At 36.8% G+C, this 18496-nt stretch carries 16 protein-coding genes and 1 other annotated feature; of the genes, 10 read left to right on the plus strand and 6 right to left on the minus strand.

Features of this window, described 5'->3' with window-relative positions; translation table 11 throughout:
* Nucleotides 1-49: 49 nt before the first annotated feature.
* Entirely contained in the window at nt 50-304 is a 255-nt protein-coding gene (locus ACTDJC_RS04415) for a YbeF family protein (RefSeq protein WP_440602720.1), read from the minus strand.
* A 93-nt stretch (nt 305-397) separates the two neighbouring features.
* Nucleotides 398-673: a 3-alpha domain-containing protein gene (locus tag ACTDJC_RS04420; protein WP_440602779.1), complete on the minus strand. Its 276-nt coding sequence runs from the start codon at nt 671-673 to the stop codon at nt 398-400.
* 40 nt (nt 674-713) lie between these two features.
* Nucleotides 714-938 (plus strand) — a binding site (T-box leader).
* Between the two features lie 226 nt (nt 939-1164).
* On the opposite strand from ACTDJC_RS04420, the gene ACTDJC_RS04425 reads away from it, so the two are divergent.
* Entirely contained in the window at nt 1165-2529 is a 1365-nt protein-coding gene (locus ACTDJC_RS04425; RefSeq protein ID WP_440602721.1) for an amino acid permease, read from the plus strand.
* Between the two features lie 257 nt (nt 2530-2786).
* Here the strand turns inward: ACTDJC_RS04425 and ACTDJC_RS04430 are convergent, their stop codons facing one another.
* Both ACTDJC_RS04430 and ACTDJC_RS04435 read right to left on the minus strand, forming a co-directional pair.
* The gene (locus ACTDJC_RS04430) at nt 2787-3317 is read right to left on the minus strand and encodes a DinB family protein (protein ID WP_440602722.1); all 531 of its coding nucleotides are present in this window, start codon (nt 3315-3317) and stop codon (nt 2787-2789) included.
* 282 nt (nt 3318-3599) lie between these two features.
* Nucleotides 3600-4265, minus strand: a complete 666-nt coding sequence (locus tag ACTDJC_RS04435) for a TetR/AcrR family transcriptional regulator (protein WP_440602723.1) — start codon at nt 4263-4265, stop codon at nt 3600-3602.
* Nucleotides 4266-4415: 150 nt separating this feature from the next.
* Here ACTDJC_RS04435 and ACTDJC_RS04440 point away from each other — a divergent pair, with 150 nt between their 5' ends.
* Both ACTDJC_RS04440 and ACTDJC_RS04445 read left to right on the plus strand, forming a co-directional pair.
* Nucleotides 4416-5384, plus strand: a complete 969-nt coding sequence (locus ACTDJC_RS04440) for an aldo/keto reductase (protein ID WP_440602724.1) — start codon at nt 4416-4418, stop codon at nt 5382-5384.
* 48 nt (nt 5385-5432) lie between these two features.
* Entirely contained in the window at nt 5433-5945 is a 513-nt protein-coding gene (locus tag ACTDJC_RS04445; protein ID WP_440602725.1) for a DinB family protein, read from the plus strand.
* Between the two features lie 263 nt (nt 5946-6208).
* Here ACTDJC_RS04445 and ACTDJC_RS04450 read toward each other — a convergent pair whose 3' ends face one another.
* Both ACTDJC_RS04450 and ACTDJC_RS04455 read right to left on the minus strand, forming a co-directional pair.
* Complete coding sequence (locus tag ACTDJC_RS04450) at nt 6209-7276, minus strand: aminopeptidase P family protein (RefSeq protein WP_440602726.1); 1068 nt, start codon at nt 7274-7276, stop codon at nt 6209-6211.
* 397 nt (nt 7277-7673) lie between these two features.
* The gene (locus tag ACTDJC_RS04455; protein ID WP_098311137.1) at nt 7674-9383 is read right to left on the minus strand and encodes an Rqc2 family fibronectin-binding protein; all 1710 of its coding nucleotides are present in this window, start codon (nt 9381-9383) and stop codon (nt 7674-7676) included.
* 104 nt (nt 9384-9487) lie between these two features.
* On the opposite strand from ACTDJC_RS04455, the gene ACTDJC_RS04460 reads away from it, so the two are divergent.
* The 7 genes from ACTDJC_RS04460 (at nt 9488) to priA (ending at nt 18494) form a co-directional block, all read left to right on the plus strand.
* Entirely contained in the window at nt 9488-12208 is a 2721-nt protein-coding gene (locus ACTDJC_RS04460) for a calcium-translocating P-type ATPase, SERCA-type (RefSeq protein ID WP_098311138.1), read from the plus strand.
* A 97-nt stretch (nt 12209-12305) separates the two neighbouring features.
* Nucleotides 12306-13181: a YicC/YloC family endoribonuclease gene (locus ACTDJC_RS04465; RefSeq protein ID WP_098311139.1), complete on the plus strand. Its 876-nt coding sequence runs from the start codon at nt 12306-12308 to the stop codon at nt 13179-13181.
* A 66-nt stretch (nt 13182-13247) separates the two neighbouring features.
* Nucleotides 13248-13511, plus strand: a complete 264-nt coding sequence (remA, locus tag ACTDJC_RS04470; RefSeq protein WP_020059206.1) for an extracellular matrix/biofilm regulator RemA — start codon at nt 13248-13250, stop codon at nt 13509-13511.
* Nucleotides 13512-13524: 13 nt separating this feature from the next.
* Entirely contained in the window at nt 13525-14142 is a 618-nt protein-coding gene (gene gmk / locus ACTDJC_RS04475) for a guanylate kinase (RefSeq protein ID WP_098311140.1), read from the plus strand.
* Between the two features lies 1 nt (nt 14143).
* Complete coding sequence (gene rpoZ / locus ACTDJC_RS04480; protein WP_098311141.1) at nt 14144-14356, plus strand: DNA-directed RNA polymerase subunit omega; 213 nt, start codon at nt 14144-14146, stop codon at nt 14354-14356.
* Between the two features lie 530 nt (nt 14357-14886).
* Nucleotides 14887-16092 carry a bifunctional phosphopantothenoylcysteine decarboxylase/phosphopantothenate--cysteine ligase CoaBC gene (gene coaBC, locus ACTDJC_RS04485; protein ID WP_098309652.1) on the plus strand — a complete coding sequence of 402 codons (1206 nt, stop codon included), beginning with the start codon at nt 14887-14889 and terminating at the stop codon, nt 16090-16092.
* Nucleotides 16089-18494 (plus strand): primosomal protein N', encoded by a 2406-nt coding sequence (gene priA / locus ACTDJC_RS04490; RefSeq protein ID WP_098309653.1) that lies wholly within the window; start codon nt 16089-16091, stop codon nt 18492-18494. The genes coaBC and priA overlap by 4 nt, the downstream gene beginning before the upstream one ends.
* Nucleotides 18495-18496: the final 2 nt, after the last annotated feature.

An 18496-nucleotide genomic window follows, 5' to 3' on the forward strand; every position in this document is an offset into this window, starting at 1 on the left:
ACGACCGTGGGGGGAAACTCGGTCGTGTTTTCTTTATGCAATTATACGGTTATTGCTTTTTTTCTACCTCTTTGTCTCCTTTTACAAATAATAACGTCATATAAGAAACAAGAAACGAAAAAATACTATACATCCCTACCCAAAAGAAAAATGATCGATTAAATAATGTTACTGCTACAATAAGAAAAATCGCAAATGTAATAATAGGCATTATATAATATGTCTTTGTAATTCGTGTACCAATAACAGAAAAAATAAAGACAAGTAATGGACAAACAAATAATACGAATGTAAATTCACTCATGTGCTGTCCTCTTTTCTTATAAGTTTGTTATTTTCCTGTTAAACGTTTTTCTGCACTCGTTTCTTTTCCCACTAATCGCTTTGTAAATGTATTTCACCAGCTTTCTGATAAAGAATCAACTGTTAATATGCGTTGTATTTCTTCTATATTATGTTTATCGTGGTGTATTATTTCATTTGCGAAGGCAATTGTTATATGATGTTCATTTTGTTCTATTAATCTAATTTCATCAGAAGGGGAAATAGTTCCTACCTCTAATACTTGTACGTAAAAACTAGTAAATCCTGTATTTTTGTAATGGTTAAGATGATGTTTCGTAAAGGGTATGGGTATAGTTGACAGAAAATTACAGGAATAATAAATATTGATTTTTTATTATATTTATTATAGAATAATTTATAAGTAAATAAGATAAGCGATGAATGGAATAAAGTAATGTATGTTCTCCCTGTTAAAGAGAGCTGACGGTTGGTGTAAGTCAGTACATAGAACAGCATGAATTACAATCCAGGAGCATCTTCTTCGAGCGAATTGTAAGGGGAAGACGGTGAAGAGCCGTTATAGAGAATGAAGAGATTGACATATAGAATTTGTCAATAATTAGGGTGGTACCGCGAATAAAATCGTCCCTACTGATTAATTTCAGTAGGGATTTTTTATTTGTTTTTAGGAGGCTTCATTGTGGATGAGGTTTACAGGCCTTTATTCTTAAAAAATGGATTTAGATCATATAAATCAATTCATTCGCCAAGTAAAAATAGTGATGTAAAGGAGGTGAATAGCCATGGAAGATGGCTATTATTATTTAAAACTACTTGCAAAACAATTAAAAAAATTAGGAACAGAAAGAGGAAAAAAGAATGACGAAAGATGGCTTAAAGAAAGAGTTATTACCTAGACATGTTCAATTTTTAGCGTTAGCGGGAATGATTGGTACGGGCATTTTCAAAGGGAGTGGAGATACTTTAGGGATTGCTGGGCCTGGCGTAATTGTTTCGTACTTACTTGGTGGATTATTAATGATGATTGTTATGGTGGCTTTAGCTGAAATGGCTGTTGTTTATCCAAATCATAATGTTCAACATTTAGTTCATAAAGCTTTTGGATTTCATGTATCATTTGTAGTTGGATGGCTATACTGGATTAACTGGACGCTTGTTACAATTGTAGAAATATTAGCTGCAGGCTCTTTTTTACAATTTTGGTTTTCGAATGTACCTCTTTGGTTACTAAGTGCTATTTGTGCGCTTTTAGTTGTGGGGATTAACAGCTTTCAGGTAAAATTTTATGGCGAAATGGAATTTTGGTTTGCTAGTATAAAAATTTTGGCACTTGTATTATTCATCCTTTTAGGTGGAGCAGTCTTATTTGGGCTAACGAGTTTTGCTCCATCGACACCAACGGAACATTTACTTGGGCATGGGGGATTCTTCCCAAATGGTATTAAAGGGGTATTTAGTGCTTGTTTTATTGTAATGTTTTCATTCGGAGGATCTGAGTTAATAGGGGTAGCAATTTCTGAGACAAAAGACGCTGAAAAGGTTTTACCTAAAGTGATAAAGGGTGTTGTTTGGCGCGTAATCATATTTTATATCTTGCCCATTACAATTATTGCGGGATTAATACCTTGGAATGAAGTTGCAGGAAATGAAAGTCCATTTATACAAGTAATGAATGCCATTGGTATCCCAGGTGTTGCACACATTATGAATTTTGTTTTATTAACTGCAGTTCTTTCAGCTGCGAATTCAGGAATTTTTGCTACTTCCAGAACAATGGTTGCGTTAGCTGAAAAAGGAGAAGCGCCAAAAATATTGAAACATACTGCGAAATCAGGTGCACCAATCATTGCAATCTCTTTAAATGGCTTATTATTATTGATAGGTGCAGGACTAGCATTCTTTGCTCCAGATAGTATTATTGGAACAATGATGACAATTCCAGGATTTACAATGTTATTGCTTTGGTTAAGTATTTGCTTTGCGCAACTTAAATTACGTCCTACTTATTCAACAATGCCTAATTTTAAAATGAGTTTTTTTCCAACTACGACTATTATTGGAATCGTTGGATTATGTATTATTTTCATAGGTTCAACGTTTAGTAATGGAATTTCAGTCGGAACAGTGGTTTGTTTTACAACTTTAGCAATTTTAATTGGTCTTGCTTTACTTAAAGGACGGAATAGAAAGAAAGAAGACACACAATTAAAGCATATAAGTTAAATTCATGAGGGGAATAAGTATAGCATATTTTAAAACTTGATATAGTGAGGACATTAATCCGATTATCATCAGAGCACGCTTCTATTGAATAAGCGTGCTCTGTCATGTTTGAAGATAAAGAGTGTAAGTCTGGCGCAAAAGAAAGTGTGTAATTTCATTTACCAAAATAAAAGTGTCTTTTACTTAAATGAAATAAATCAAAGTCACAACAAAAAGCTGTATTACTGTACATATACAGTAATACAGCTTTTTGTATATTATTTTACGGAATGAGCTTGTTGCATTTTTTTAATAATTCGAATTTGTCCACGATGACTTAGTTCATCTTCAAACACATGAAACCATTTGAAATAATTATTTGCCGGCTTACCTTCCCAAAAAGGGGTTGTTTTAAATAACCATTCGTTTGGAAGTGATTGAAATGTAGCGATTGTTTTATTGCGCACCTCTTGTAATGTGTTGAGGTAGAAGTCTAACGGTTGGTTTTTAATTTTTTGGCGTCCAAGATTACCTAGTTCAACGCCTGGTAACCAACGCTCCAGTTCTTCCTCCGTCGGCTCCCTGTCTTCAAATGTATGAATTTGATAATAAAACTCGACAGCCGCCATATGATACAACAGCATACCAATTGAGTTTGTATTGTCATCATATAAATAGTCTAATTCCTCAATTGTTAAACCTTGGACAGCTTGTAGTGTCGAGAAACGTGCATAGTTCATCATTGAAACAAGTTTAGAAAAATCGTCGCTTAATCCGTCAATCTTATCAATTAAAAATAAATTCTCCATTACAATCCCCCTGTTATGAAATACAATCTTTTATCCCGCCCAATCGGACAACTGCTGGCATGTGCCCGATTGGGCGGGCTTTCCATCAGTGGGGATGAAGCCCCCCCACTGATGGAAGTTTCATTTTAACTAATTTCTCGAAATAGGAGGAAATTCCTGTTTTATTGCGTAAAACAAAATGAAAGCAGCTCTATAATTCATATTTTTAGTATGAATTATAGAGCTGCTTTTTCGTGTATTTAGGTTCACATTAGACGAAACAAGTGTTAGTTGGTGTCCTGTCTATATATAATTCGATACTTTTTGCACGATGTATTGTATCGTTGCTTTCATTTTTTCATCATCTACATTACTTCTATATTCATGGTGAATGACTTGATGTTTTTTCAGCACATAATAATCAAAGAGTGCTTGATATAAAGTCATATTGTTTTGAATTAAGATTGTAGGTTCAAAGAGCTTTCGCAGTAGTACATCGTCTTGGATAAGGATAAGTGCTGGATTTACAGCGTTGAACACTTCTTTTTCTATATGTTCCTCATAGAATTTTTTTAATTTATTATTTCGTTCGTTTTGAGCTTGTATGATTTGTTCGTATAGTACTGGAGCATTATGTTTTAGATCTAATAGAAAGGTATCAGATATGTAAAAAGCAATGAGTAATGACTGTTCAAATGTTTTTTGAAATCGCTCTCCAAACGGAACTGTTTCTTCAAAAATTGTTTGATCAATGCTAGTAATATATTCGGCATAAATGTTGACGATGTATTTGATAATCTCTTCTTTTGATGAGAAATATTTGTACATTGTTGCTTTACTAATATCCATATAACGAGCAATATCATCTGTTCGTAACGGGCTTATTCCTTGTTTTTTTACGATCGGTAATAATTTAAAAATGAGCTTTTTTCTCATTTCTACTTGATTATCAATACTGTTATTTAACATAACAACCCTCCTTACAATTCATTTATTATAAATAAATTTATGAATTTATACAAATTAAACTAATTAAACTAAAATCGTTAAAATAGTTTACTTGTTTTCAGGTGTATGTTATTCTCTTTTTACATCATCTTTTCGAAAGAAGGCGAACTTATGAAAAAGAAGAAGTTAGGTTCACAAGGATTAGAAGTATCGGAAATGGGATTAGGTTGTATGGGAATGTCTGAATTTTATGGGCAAACAGATGAGATAGAGGCGACAAAAACAATTCATCGTGCTCTTGAACTTGGAATTACAATGTTCGATACAGCGGATATTTATGGATATGATGAAGAGGGAATGGGAACAAATGAAAAACTAGTAGGGAAAGCGTTACAGGAATTTCGGTATGATGTGAAAATTGCAACGAAATTTGGAGCGCTGCGAAATGCAACAAAAGCGTTAGGATACAACGGTTCCCCTCAATATGTGAAGGAAGCATGTGAAGCAAGTTTAAGAAGATTAGGAACAGACTACATCGACTTATATTATTTACATCGCGTTGATCCAAATACACCAATTGAAGAAACTGTAGGTGCGATGGCAGAGTTAGTGCAAGAAGGTAAAGTACGTTATATCGGACTGTCTGAAGTAACAGGTGAGCAATTAAAGACAGCTCATGCAATTCATCCAATTTCAGCTGTTCAAACAGAATATTCTCTTTGGTCCCGCGATCCAGAGAAAGATATTTTACACGTTTGTCGTGAATTAGGCGTTGGATTTGTTCCATATAGTCCACTTGGCCGCGGATTTTTAACGGGTAATTTAACAAGCCGTGATCAATTAACACCTGATGATTGGAGATACTATAATCCACGTTTTTCAGAAGAAGCATTTGCTTCTAATATGAAAATTGTTGAAGGAATTAAACAGCTAGCGTTAGAGAAAGAATGTACGCCTGCACAATTAGCGCTTGCTTGGGTCGTTGCACAAGGTGAAGGAATCGTACCAATTCCAGGTACAAAGCGAGTGAAGTATTTGGAGCAAAACGTAGCGGCTCTTGAAATTACTTTAACAAAAGAAGAACTAGCATATTTAAATACGATTGCGCCAATTGGTGATACGTTCGGTAATCGATATTAAGATTGGTAATCTATAAAAAATCAATTGAAAAGAAAAGGATGGGATGATGTGCATACAGAAAGCAATCATTTGACCAATGAATCATTTGCTAGAACGTTAGTGAAATCATTACAAGGAGAACGCGGGCATATTCCAATTAAAAATGCAATTGCAGATATAGATTGGGAACTATCAGGAAAACAAGTAGAAAACATTCCGTATTCCATCTATCAACTAGTGATGCATATGAAGTATTGGCAAGATTTCCTCTTACGTGGTTTACATGGAGAAAAACCACAACTTCCAGCGCACGTGAAGGAGAGTTGGCCAGTTGAAAATATGGCGAAAAATCAAGAAGAATGGGCGGAGATTATAAGACAATTTCTAGCGGGAATTGATACTGCTTGTACAATTGCTCGAACTACAAAACTTGATGAGCCTTTAGCGCAGTATCCAGATGTAACGAGGGCCGATACGTTACGTAATATTGCTTCACATAATAGTTACCATTTAGGAGAAATTGTATTGCTGCGTCGTTTATTTGAGGCATGGCCTCCACCTAGTGGTGGTTATCCGATTTAAGAAAGCGGAAGAATACGCCTCTTCTCACTAAGTCATTGTGAAAGAAAATGATTTCTTATTACTTGTTGGTGTGAAACAAAAATAACAGGCTTCTTCATATTGAAAGAAGCCTGTTATTTTTTATAATTATTTTTCTTGCTAGTAATCGACTCTCTCAAAGCTATGTAAAAAAAGAAGATAGGTGAGGGAGTCCGTAAAAGTTCGATTGGTCAGATTTAATGAATAGTGGAGTGAAGACCCTCCCTACTATTCGAAGTTTTGCTTTACCCCAGAACGATAAGTTCTCTATTAGCGTGTGTAATCACTTCATGTCCGGTTTTCGTAAGGACAATATCATCTTCAATTCTGCAACCGCCCCAATTTGGGATATAAATACCTGGTTCTACGGTTACAACCATTCCTTCTAGCAGTGTGTCTGTACTATCTTTTGATAATCTAAGAGGTTCATGAAGTTCTAATCCAACTCCATGGCCTGTTGAATGACCGAAGTATTCACCGTAGCCATGTTCAGTAATGTAATTTCTTGTAATATCATCGATTGTTTTTGCCGATTCACCTGGGCGAATTGCTTCAGTGCCGCGCTTTAAAGCTTCAAGTACAATGTTGTATATCTTTACAAATTCCTCAGAACAGCTACCAATTGCAACAGTGCGCGTTAAATCAGAACAATATCCGTTATAAAGTGCACCAAAGTCTAACGTAACAATATCACCGTCTTCAATGATTTTACTTGTAGCTACTCCATGCGGGAGAGAAGAGCGAGTGCCAGAGGCTACGATAATGTCAAATGATGAAGAGGAAGCACCTTGTTTTCGCATGAAAAATTCTAATTCATCTCTTACATCCCATTCAGATACACCAGGTTTAAGGAAGCTTGTAATATGTTGAAAGGCATCATCTGCGATGCGAGCTGCAATTTTAATTATTTCGATTTCGGACTCTTCTTTTACGGTACGAATCGTCTCTATTATTTCATTTACATGAACAAGTTCGATATTTATATAATTTTGTAGCGCTGTATATTGTTTCAGCGTCATATTATTTTCTTCTACACCTAATCTTTTAATTTGTAATCTGTCTACTTGCGCGGCAATTTCTTGTTCTATGTTCCCTTTATGCATAACAATTTCTGCTTCGTGTACTTGTGCTTTCGCTTGATCTGTATAACGGAAATCTGTAATAAATACTGCATTTGTAGGAGAGAGTAAGACAACTCCAGCAGTACCTGTAAATCCAGATGCATATCGGCGGTTTTCTTTTTTTGTAATCAGTAATCCGTCTATTCCGTATTGATGTAGCTGTTCTTGTATTTTTTTGATTCTTGAAGCCATGTTAATTCCTCCCTTTCATCTCCTTATATAAAGCAATAATAGTGCCAATCTTTTTTTATAAGAGAGAAAATCTTTTATCCCGCATTAATGGGCAGTAAGACCCCCACCTCAAGATTCAGAGAAAAGCGAAGAAGATAGGGGGGTAACTGCCCGTAAAAGCCCGATTGGTTCAACTAACCATGAGTGGAGATGAAGAAAACCCCCACTGATGGAAGTTTCACTTTATCCCGCATGAGTAGGGAGTAAAGCTCTGCGAAGAAAAGAGTTTTTTATATCTATGTCAAATAATATAGACACAAAAGCTTATTTTGTGTCTATATTATTTGACATCACAAATGATTGTGTAAAAAATGAAAGACAAAGAGATGATTACAATATTGTAATCATCTCTTTGTTTTTAAGCTTTCAACTTCATAACAGTATCCACATCAGGTGTTACATACACCGTTTGCTGGTTATCATACGTAACAAATCCAAGCTTCGCTCCGCTCGGCTTTTTCACATGACGAATTTTTGTATAATCGACTGGAACTGAGCTCGATTCCTTTGCTTTACTAAAGTAAGCAGCGAGCTTTGCAGCTTGAATTAATGTTTCTTCGCTTGGCTCTAATGAACGAATGACAACGTGTGAGCCTGGAATGTCTTTCGTATGAAGCCAAAATTCATCACGGCGTGCAAGTTTATTTGTTAAATAGTCGTTTTGTTTGTTATTTTTTCCGACTAAAATCTCTGTTCCATCACTTGCAATATATTTGTCTAATACAGGTTTTGCTGGTTTCTTTTTTGCGTTTTTTGACTTGCGATTACGTATATATCCTTCTTCGGCTAGTTCTTCACGAATTTCTTCAATATCTTTAGAAGAAGCAGCCTCCATTTGCTGTAGTAAACTATCAAAGTAAAATATTTCTTCATTTGTTTTTTCAATTTGCTCTTCAACGATTACTACAGAATTTTTTGCTTTTTGATATTTTTGGAAATAACGCTGTGCATTTTCTGACGGTGTGCGTAATGGATCTAAGGTGATCTTTACAGTTCCGCTATTTTCATCATAGTAATTGATAACCTCAACTTCTTTGTCGCCTTTTTTCACTGCATACATATTGGCTGTAAGCAATTCACCAAATAGTTGATATTTATCTGCTTTACTTGCGTCTTCTAAAGTTTTTTGCAATTTAATTAATTTTTTTTCGTTTTTTGCTTTTTCATTTTGCATAAAACGTTCTAAATCATGAGCCTGTTGTTTCACTCGATCCCGCTCTGCTTTTCCGAAGAAGAAACGATCTAGTAATTCGCTTACAGATGAGAATGCTTTCTCTTCACCTTTTAAGTGTGAAAGTGGGAATAAATAAAAGAATTCTTTCCCCTTAGCTATGATCATCGAAGGAGTATACTGATGTTTTAGTAATAGTTTTTGTAATGTAAAAAATACTTCGGATAATGCATTTTCATTCACCATTCCAGCTTTTGCAACTACTTCTTTTGCAAATAGGGGAGAAATCCCCATAAAAGCTCCTACGAGTTGTTTATCCATATTTCCTGCTAAAAAGTCTAGCGGTCGAATAAATTCTTCTTGCGTTTCAATTTGCAATGGATTGATTTTCTGTTGTGCAGGCGGTGCTATATATTCAGCTCCAGCATATACAGTGCGGTGACGGTTTACCGCTAAGGAAACGTGTTTTAGGCTATCCAAAATTATATTTGTTTTGGAGTCTACTAAAATGATATTGCTATGACGCCCCATTATTTCAATAATTAATGTTTTTAATGATTCATCACCAATTTCATTGCGACTACGAATAGTAATTTGGATGATTCGTTCTAAATCAATTTGTTCAATTTTCTCAATAAATCCACCTTCTAAATGTTTACGAAGAAGCATGCAAAACATTGGCGGCAATGCAGGAGAATCGTAATTTTGTGTTGTAAGGTGCATGCGCGCGTACGTTGGGTGTGCGGAAAGAAGTAGTTTTTGATTTTTTCCGTTTGCCCGAATATGTAACAAAATTTCATATTTTGACGGTTGATATATTTTTGAAATTCTTCCTGTTTGAAGAGAATTTGCAATTTCGTGTGTGATTGCTCTTGTAAATAATCCATCGAATGCCACGTTGAACACTCCTTTCTTACTAAAAGTTAATTATAGCATTTTTTCGGACGAGGCTGAATAAGCTTTCATTAGAGCATGTCTGCAATCAGGAGGTAGATGGCGAGATGAATTGGTATGAACTGCGTGCACATGAAGTTGAAGAGCGAACGAATACAAATGTAAAGACAGGGTTGACAGAGCAAGAGGTGCAAGGTCGACTAAAAAAACTTGGCCCAAATGAACTCCAAGAAGCAAAACGGCCTTCTGCACTTGTCGTGTTCTTAGCACAATTTAAAGATTTTATGGTACTTGTTTTGTTTGGAGCAACGATTATTTCTGCTTTTTTAGGAGAATATGTTGATGCAATTGCTATTGTTGCAATTGTCATTATCAATGGAATTCTCGGTTTCTTTCAAGAGAGAAAAGCAGAGAAATCGTTGGAAGCATTAAAAGAGCTTGCCGCCCCGCAAGTAACTGTACTTCGAAATGGAAAGTGGATGAAAATTCCTTCGAAAGGCCTTGTGCTTGGGGATATTATTAAATTTTCAAGCGGGGATCGTATCGGTGCTGATGTGCGCCTCATTGAAGCTTCGAGTCTATATATTGAAGAATCAGCATTAACAGGAGAATCCGTGCCAGTGCAAAAGAAAATTGATGTTTTGCATGGTTCGGATGTTTCAATTGGTGATCAAACAAATATGGCATTTATGGGTACTATGATTACAAGAGGATCCGGCATTGGAGTTGTTATTGGCACAGGAATGAATACAGCAATGGGGCAAATTGCAAATATGCTGCAAAATGCGGAGCAAAATGAAACGCCGCTGCAGAGAAGACTTGAGCAGCTGGGGAAAATTTTAATTATCGTCGCATTAATTTTAACGGCACTTGTTGTATTAGTTGGTGTTTATCAAGGTAATGAAATGTACCATATGTTTTTAGCAGGTGTTTCGCTTGCTGTTGCAGCGATTCCGGAAGGATTGCCTGCGATTGTGACAGTAGCACTTTCACTTGGCGTTCAGCGTATGATTAAGAAAAAAGCAATTGTAAGAAAGCTTCCAGCGGTTGAAACGTTGGGATGTGCATCTGTCATTTGTTCAGACAAAACAGGGACGATGACGCAAAATAAAATGATGGTTACGCATGTCTGGTCGAGTGGTGAAATCTGGAATGTAACGGGGCAGGGCTATGAACCAAAAGGTGAATTTATAAAAGATGAAAAGAAAGTAAATCCAACAGCGGCCCGTTCCTTATATCAACTCCTCACATTCGGATGCTTATGTAACAACGCAAATATTGTGAAAAAGAAAAAAACGTATGTATTAGACGGTGACCCGACAGAAGGGGCACTCGTTGTAGCAGCGATGAAGGCTGGCATTTCAAGAGAAGGTATAAAGGATCAATTTGAAATTATTCACGAGTTTCCGTTCGACTCAACGCGGAAAATGATGAGTGTAATTGTTCGTGACAAAACAGGGAAAAAATTTGTGATAACAAAGGGAGCACCTGATGTTTTATTAAAAATGAGTCAAACTATTTTATGGGGAAATAAACAGCAGCCATTAACAGAATTGTACAGAAACGAAGTGCAAACGGCGATTTATCATTTAGGAAGTCAAGCACTTCGTACAATTGCAATTGCTTTTAAACCATTAAAAACAACTGATCACATTCAAAGTGAACAAGAAGCAGAACAAGATTTAATGTTTATTGGATTGCAAGGAATGATTGATCCGCCAAGACCAGAAGTGAAGCAAGCGGTGCAAGAATGTAAAGATGCGGGTATTAAAACGATTATGATTACAGGAGACCATAAAGTAACAGCGATGGCAATCGCTGAGCAGCTTGGAATTTTACCACCTGGTGGCCGCGTTGTGGAAGGAATTGAACTCGCAAACATGTCGGTTGAAGAATTAGAAGATATTGTGGATGAAACGTATGTCTTTGCACGTGTTTCTCCGGAACATAAATTGAAAATTGTGAAGGCGCTGCAAAATAAAGATCATATTGTGGCGATGACCGGTGATGGTGTGAATGATGCCCCTGCTATAAAAGCAGCTGATATTGGGGTAGCGATGGGAGTTACGGGGACAGATGTCGCAAAAGAGGCATCATCTCTTGTGTTATTAGACGATAACTTCGCTACTATAAAAGCAGCAATTAAAGAGGGAAGAAATATTTACGAAAACATTCGGAAGTTTATTCGTTATTTATTAGCATCAAATGTTGGAGAAATTTTAGTTATGTTATTTGCGATGATACTAGCATTACCATTGCCGCTCGTACCAATTCAAATATTATGGGTGAATTTAGTAACAGATGGTTTACCAGCAATGGCGCTCGGGCTTGATGCACCAGAAGGTGATGTTATGCGTAGGAAACCGCGTCATCCAAAAGAAGGAGTATTTGCGAGAGGACTTGCATGGAAAATTGTTAGCCGCGGTTTTTTAATTGGTGCTATGACACTCTTAGCGTTTATTATTGCACACAATCAAAATCCAAATGAATTAAAGTATGCACAAACAGTTGCTTTTGCAACACTTGTTTTAGCACAGCTTATTCATGTGTTTGATTGTCGCAGTGAGCATTCTGTATTTCACCGTAATCCATTTGGAAATATGTACTTAGTAGGAGCAGTGCTTATTTCGATTTTACTAATGTTAGTAGTGATTTATTATCCACCATTGCAACCGATCTTTAGTACCATGCCAATTAAAGCAAGAGATTGGCTCTTGATTGTTGGTCTTTCTTCTATTCCAACATTCTTATTAGTGGGATCTTTACTAACCGGGAAGCCTGAAAAGAAGAAACCAATTGTATATAAAAGAGGTGTAAACTTGAAATAGTAAATGGGATAAAAGTATGATATAATTTCAAAAGGTAGTAGAGTAGAGTCTCTATTACCTTTTTCATTGAGTAAGATCATGGCTTGGATGTGATAAAATGATTTCGAGTATGACAGGGTTTGGACGCGCAAAGGTAGAAAGTGATGCGTTTCAAATTACAGTAGAAATGAAGTCGGTCAATCATCGCTTTTTAGAGATGAATATTCGTCTTCCGAAGCAAATGATGGTGTTCGAGGATAAAATCCGTAAATTAATTGCAGAACAAGTTGGCCGCGGACGTATTGAAGTATCGATTATTGTTGAAGGGGAAGGGCTCGTTGAACGGAAATTACGCGTGGACTGGTCCCTTTTAGAGCAATATAAGCTCATTATGGAAGAAGCGAAGGAGAAATTTCAATTACAGGATTCGATTACATTACAGCAGCTTATTGCTATGCCAGAAGTGACAGCAATTGAAGAAGTTGAGAATGTAAATGAAACGTTTGAACATAGTTTGTATGAAGCGGTTCGCCGCGCAGCTAGTATGTTAAAAACGATGCGTGATGGTGAAGGAGAACGACTGCATAAAGATTTGGAGCATCGTTTGCAAGAAATTCACACGTGCGTGCATGCCATTGTTCCCTATGCGCCGTCAGTCATTCAAAAATATCGTGAGCGTTTGGAAAACCGTTTGAAAGAATTACATAATCAAGAATTAGAGGAACAACGATTACTTACAGAGATAGCGGTGTTTACAGACCGCTGTGATATTCATGAAGAGTTAGTTCGACTGCAAAGTCATTTAGAACAATTTCAAGAGGCGCTGCAAAGTACAGAACCGGTTGGAAGAAAGATGGACTTTATTGTACAAGAGATGCATCGTGAAATAAATACAATTGGTTCGAAAGCAAATGACTTAACAATTTCAAAATATGTTGTTGAAATGAAAAATAATCTTGAAAAAATTCGTGAACAAGTACAAAATATTGAGTAGCTGTCAATTGTATACGGAGTTATACGAGAGAGAGAAATCGGATAGACTTACTAGGAGGCGCAAACTATGGCCATGCGGTTTTTAAATATTGGATATGGAAATATCGTATCTGCACATCGAATTATTTCCATTGTAAGTCCGGAATCAGCACCGATTAAAAGGTTAGTACAGGAAGCTCGCGAACAAAATGTGCTGCTTGATGCTACTTATGGTCGAAAAACACGAGCAGTTATTGTTATGGATGATGGACATATTGTATTAAGTCCAATACAACCGGAGACAATTGCTCATCGATTAAATAATAAAGAAGATTTAAGTGACGAAGGGTAGGTTTAACATATATATGAGAAGTAGAAGAGGGTTGCTCATTGTTCTTTCAGGGCCTTCTGGTGTTGGAAAAGGAACGGTTCGAAAGGAATTGTTCAATCAAGAAGATACAAATTTACAATACTCTATTTCTGTAACAACGCGTAAACCACGTGAAGGAGAAGTAGATGGTGTTGATTATTTCTTTAACACGAGAGAAGAATTTGAAGAGATGATTCGTAACAATAAACTGCTTGAATGGGCGGAGTTTGTTGGAAACTATTACGGAACACCAATTGATTATGTAGAGCAGACATTGCAGCAAGGGAAAGATGTTTTCTTAGAAATCGAAGTGCAAGGCGCGATTCAAGTAAAGAAAGCTTTTCCAGAAGGAGTATTCATCTTTTTAGCTCCTCCAAGTTTATCGGAACTAAAAAACCGCATTGTTGGTCGTGGTACAGAAACAGAAGAAGTAATTCAAAATCGTTTAACAGTAGCAAAAGAAGAAATCGAAATGATGGATGCTTATGACTACGTAGTAGAAAATGATGAAGTGGAACTTGCTTGCGAACGTATTAAGGCAATTGTGATAGGTGAACATTGTCGCCGTGAGCGAGTAGCAAAATACTATAAAGAAATGACGGAGGAAATATAATATGTTAAACCCATCTATTGATGCATTGTTACAAAAAATTGATTCTAAATATACGCTAGTAACAGTAGCTGCAAAGCGCGCTCGTGAAATGCAAGAGCATAATGATTGTAGTGTTGAACAACCAGTATCTCATAAGTTTGTAGGAAAAGCATTAGAAGAGATTAATGCACAATTATTAAACTACGAACCAAGTGAAGATAATAACCAAAAATAAAGCTTTCTTTTCGACAAATAGAGGCATAGATACTATACTTTTCTATGTAACAGTAACAACCTATTTACAAGTAGGTTGTTATTTTTTTACGATATAGATAAATCAACATTAAAAAAACGACATAAAAGCTTTCTTTTTAGGTGAGCGAGAGCATCTGGCCATGCAAAGAAGCGGTCAGGACCTTTTTCTGCCACATGCGAAGTGAAAATAAAGTGAAACTTCCATCAGTGGGGCCTTTATCCCCACTGATGGAAAGCTCTCACCAATCGGGCTTTTACGGGCAGTTATCCCCCATCTATCTTTTTTGCTTCTCACTCAATCTTGGGGTGGGGGTCTTACTGCCCGTTAATGCGGGACTAAGAGAGAAAGCGAGTGCAGGTTCTTCTCCATAGCAGCAATCTATATGTCGAAAAATCAAAATGACTTCATATAGGATGGAGAATAACGGCAGCTTGTATTTTATGTTGTGATGGTGAATGATTTGAATTTCGAGTAGGACTAAGTTTCATGAAAGAAAGAGGACGAGACCTATGCTAAAAGGGAAAAAAATACTTTTATGTGTTACAGGAGGCATTGCTGTATTTAAAGCAGCTGCGTTAACAAGTAAATTAACACAGGCAGGTGCGCTTGTGAAAGTAATAATGAGTGAGTCGGCAATGAAGTTTGTTGCACCGCTTACATTTCAAGCGCTTTCTCGCCATGATGTATATACAGATACATTCGATGAAAAAGATTCAGCAGTGATTGCTCATATTGATTTAGCAGACTGGGCTGATGTTGTTCTTGTTGCACCAGCGACAGCAAACATTATTGGTAAATTAGCAAATGGTCTTGCAGATGATATGATTTCAACGACGCTTCTTGCAACTACAGCTCCAGTGTGGATTGCACCTGCCATGAATGTTCATATGTACGAAAATCCAGTTGTTCAAAAAAACATGCAAACATTAAAAAAATTAGGTTATACATTTATTGAGCCTGGTGAAGGATTTTTAGCTTGTGGATATGTTGCTAAAGGTCGATTAGAAGAACCGGAAAACATTGTAGCAATGTTAGAAGTACATTTTTCACAAGGGAAGCCACTTCAAGGAAAACGGATATTAGTGACGGCGGGACCAACGCGTGAGAAGATTGATCCAGTTCGCTTTATGACAAATTTCTCATCTGGCAAAATGGGTTATGCGCTTGCGGAAGTTGCGGCAAGTCTTGGAGCAGAAGTCATTCTTGTTTCTGGTCCAACAGCACTAACGCCACCTGCGAATGTAACAACAATACAAGTACAATCAGCGCAAGATATGTTAGAGGCGGTTTTACATCATTATTCCAATATGGATGTTGTGATCAAAACAGCTGCCGTTGCAGATTATCGACCGAAAATCGTTTATGATGAAAAAATGAAAAAGAAAAATGGCGATACGGTTATTGAACTTGAACGTACGATAGATATTCTTAAAACATTAGGTGAACGAAAAGAACATCAATTACTCATTGGTTTTGCAGCAGAAACAACAAATGTTGAAGAGTATGCGACGAAAAAATTACGTGAGAAAAATGCTGACATGATTGTTGCTAATGATGTAAAAGCAGAAGGTGCAGGGTTTGGTACGGATACAAATATTGTTACGATGTATAAACGAAATGGCGCTATGATTAAATTGCCACTGCTAACAAAGCAGGAGGTAGCTAGAGAAATTTTACTACAAGTTGAAAAAATGCTGGAAGAGGATCCCGCATGAAATTTGCAAGCGTAATTGTTGATGTTCCAGCAAGGCAAACGGATAGGCCATTCGATTATATAATTCCTAAGCGCTGGGAAGATCTTGTCCAAACAGGCATGCGAGTTGTTGTTCCATTTGGACCACGAAAATTACAAGGATTCGTTATTGACATAAAAGATACAGTAGATGTAGATGTAAATAAGTTGAAAACATTGCATGAACTGTTAGACGTAACACCTGTATTGAATGCAGAATTGTTGCAACTTGGAAATTGGCTTACGGAAGAAACACTTTGTTTCACAATTTCAGCGTTCCAAGTTATGCTGCCAGCAGCGATTAAAGCGACATATAAAAAGCGGTTGCATCTCCATCGTTCTGAGGATATAGCTGAGAATGTAAAATTTCTCTTTCAAGGAAAAGAAAGTATCGATTGGAGTGTGCTCGATGAACAACCACATTTGTACCGTGCAGTCCAAACAGAAATTGCTAAAGGAACAGTGGAAGTTGTCTATGAAGTAAAAGATAAGGCGCAAAAGAAAAAACAAAAAATGATCCAACCTGTGTTGTCTTATGAAGAATTAGAGGAAGCGGCCTTTAACTTAAAAAGTAAAAAACAGCAAGATATATTGTATTACTTTATGGAACATTATCGGTCCATACCGTTAAAAATAATAACGGAAGAATTGCAAATTACAGATGCTCCGATAAAATCTCTTGTGAAAAAGGGTCTATTAGCTGAAAAATATGTGGAGATATATCGAAATCCGTATGATGACGATGCTTTTGAGCGCACAAAACCATTCCCGCTTACAGAAGAACAACAACAAGTTATTGCACCGATCTTAACTTCTATTACAAAAGAGAAACATGAGACATTTTTACTGTACGGTATAACTGGGAGCGGAAAAACGGAAGTGTATTTACAGTCAATTGAAGAAGTGTTGCGAAAAGGAAAAGAAGCTATTGTACTTGTACCGGAAATTTCGTTAACTCCCCAAATGGTTGATCGCTTTAAAGGGCGCTTTGGTTCGCAAGTTGCAGTTCTTCATAGTGCGCTATCTGTTGGGGAAAAATATGATGAATGGCGTAAAATCCTGCGAAAAGAAGTAAAAGTAGTTGTAGGGGCACGTTCAGCAATTTTTGCACCATTTGAGAATTTAGGAATCATTATTATTGATGAAGAACATGAATCAAGTTACAAACAAGAGGATAATCCGCGTTATCATGCACGTTCTGTTGCAATTTGGCGGGGAGAATATCACAATTGTCCTGTTGTACTAGGAAGTGCCACACCTACATTAGAATCGTTTGCTCGTGCAAAAAAAGGTGTATATGAGCTGCTTACAATGACAAAGCGTATGAATCAAAGGGATTTGCCGACAGTTGAGATTATTGATATGAGAGAAGAACTTCGGGAGGGAAATCGTTCTATGTTTTCTCAGCTTCTTCATGAGAAAATAGCGGATCGGTTAGAGAAAAAGGAACAAATGGTGCTCTTTTTAAACAGAAGAGGTCATTCGACATTTGTCATGTGCCGTGATTGCGGTTATGTAGTACAATGTCCGCACTGTGATATTTCACTTACATATCACAGGATGAATAATCGTTTGAAATGTCACTATTGTAGTTATGAGGAAAATTTGCCAAATGCTTGTCCTGCTTGTAATAGTTCCTATATCCGCTTCTTTGGGACAGGAACACAAAAGGTTGAAGAAGAAATTACAAAACTGTTTCCTGAAGCGCGCGTCATTCGAATGGATGTTGATACGACAAGTCGTAAAGGGATGCATGAAAAGCTCCTGAAGTCATTTGGTGCAGGAGAGGCAGATATTTTACTTGGAACACAAATGATTGCTAAAGGTCTGGATTTTCCGAATGTGACGCTTGTAGGTGTATTAACAGCAGATACGATGCTGCATTTGCCGGATTTTAGAGCGAGCGAAAAAACATATCAGCTTTTAACGCAAGTGAGCGGCCGAGCTGGACGTCACGAACTTCCAGGTGAAGTCGTTATTCAAACGTATACACCCGAGCATTATAGTGTACAATTAGCGAAACAGCAGCAGTATGATATGTTCTTTGAACGCGAGATGTATATGAGGAAAATTCGGCAATATCCACCATATTATTATGTCGCATTAGTTACAGTATCTCATCCAGAATTATTAAAAGCAGTGCAGGTAACAGAGAAGATCGTTGGTTTTTTACGGCAACATTGTGCCCAGCAAACGGTGATTTTAGGTCCGGTTGCTTCGGCAATTCCTCGTATTAAAGATAGATATCGCTACCAATGCGTGATAAAATACAAACGGGAACCAAACTTAAAGTACGTGCTCAAAATGGTAAATGAACATTATCAGGCAGAAATGCAGAAAGACTTGCAAATCTCAATTGATTTTAATCCAACTATGTTAATGTAGCG

This window comes from Bacillus sp. GB_SG_008 (genome assembly GCF_052038115.1).
In the GTDB taxonomy this organism is placed as follows: domain Bacteria; phylum Bacillota; class Bacilli; order Bacillales; family Bacillaceae_G; genus Bacillus_A; species Bacillus_A rhizoplanae.

Bases quoted from the DNA above. Each gene is read 5' to 3' on its own strand.
- rpoZ (WP_098311141.1), top strand. From the start codon at position 14,144: ATGTTAAACCCATCTATTGATGCATTGTTACAAAAAATTGATTCTAAA.
- ACTDJC_RS04430 (WP_440602722.1), bottom strand. From the start codon at position 3,317: ATGGAGAATTTATTTTTAATTGATAAGATTGACGGATTAAGCGACGAT.
- ACTDJC_RS04440 (WP_440602724.1), top strand. From the start codon at position 4,416: ATGAAAAAGAAGAAGTTAGGTTCACAAGGATTAGAAGTATCGGAAATG.
- remA (WP_020059206.1), top strand. From the start codon at position 13,248: ATGGCCATGCGGTTTTTAAATATTGGATATGGAAATATCGTATCTGCA.
- ACTDJC_RS04450 (WP_440602726.1), bottom strand. From the start codon at position 7,276: ATGGCTTCAAGAATCAAAAAAATACAAGAACAGCTACATCAATACGGA.
- ACTDJC_RS04460 (WP_098311138.1), top strand. From the start codon at position 9,488: ATGAATTGGTATGAACTGCGTGCACATGAAGTTGAAGAGCGAACGAAT.
- ACTDJC_RS04435 (WP_440602723.1), bottom strand. From the start codon at position 4,265: ATGTTAAATAACAGTATTGATAATCAAGTAGAAATGAGAAAAAAGCTC.
- ACTDJC_RS04415 (WP_440602720.1), bottom strand. From the start codon at position 304: ATGAGTGAATTTACATTCGTATTATTTGTTTGTCCATTACTTGTCTTT.
- priA (WP_098309653.1), top strand. From the start codon at position 16,089: ATGAAATTTGCAAGCGTAATTGTTGATGTTCCAGCAAGGCAAACGGAT.
- ACTDJC_RS04465 (WP_098311139.1), top strand. From the start codon at position 12,306: ATGATTTCGAGTATGACAGGGTTTGGACGCGCAAAGGTAGAAAGTGAT.
- gmk (WP_098311140.1), top strand. From the start codon at position 13,525: ATGAGAAGTAGAAGAGGGTTGCTCATTGTTCTTTCAGGGCCTTCTGGT.
- coaBC (WP_098309652.1), top strand. From the start codon at position 14,887: ATGCTAAAAGGGAAAAAAATACTTTTATGTGTTACAGGAGGCATTGCT.
- ACTDJC_RS04425 (WP_440602721.1), top strand. From the start codon at position 1,165: ATGACGAAAGATGGCTTAAAGAAAGAGTTATTACCTAGACATGTTCAA.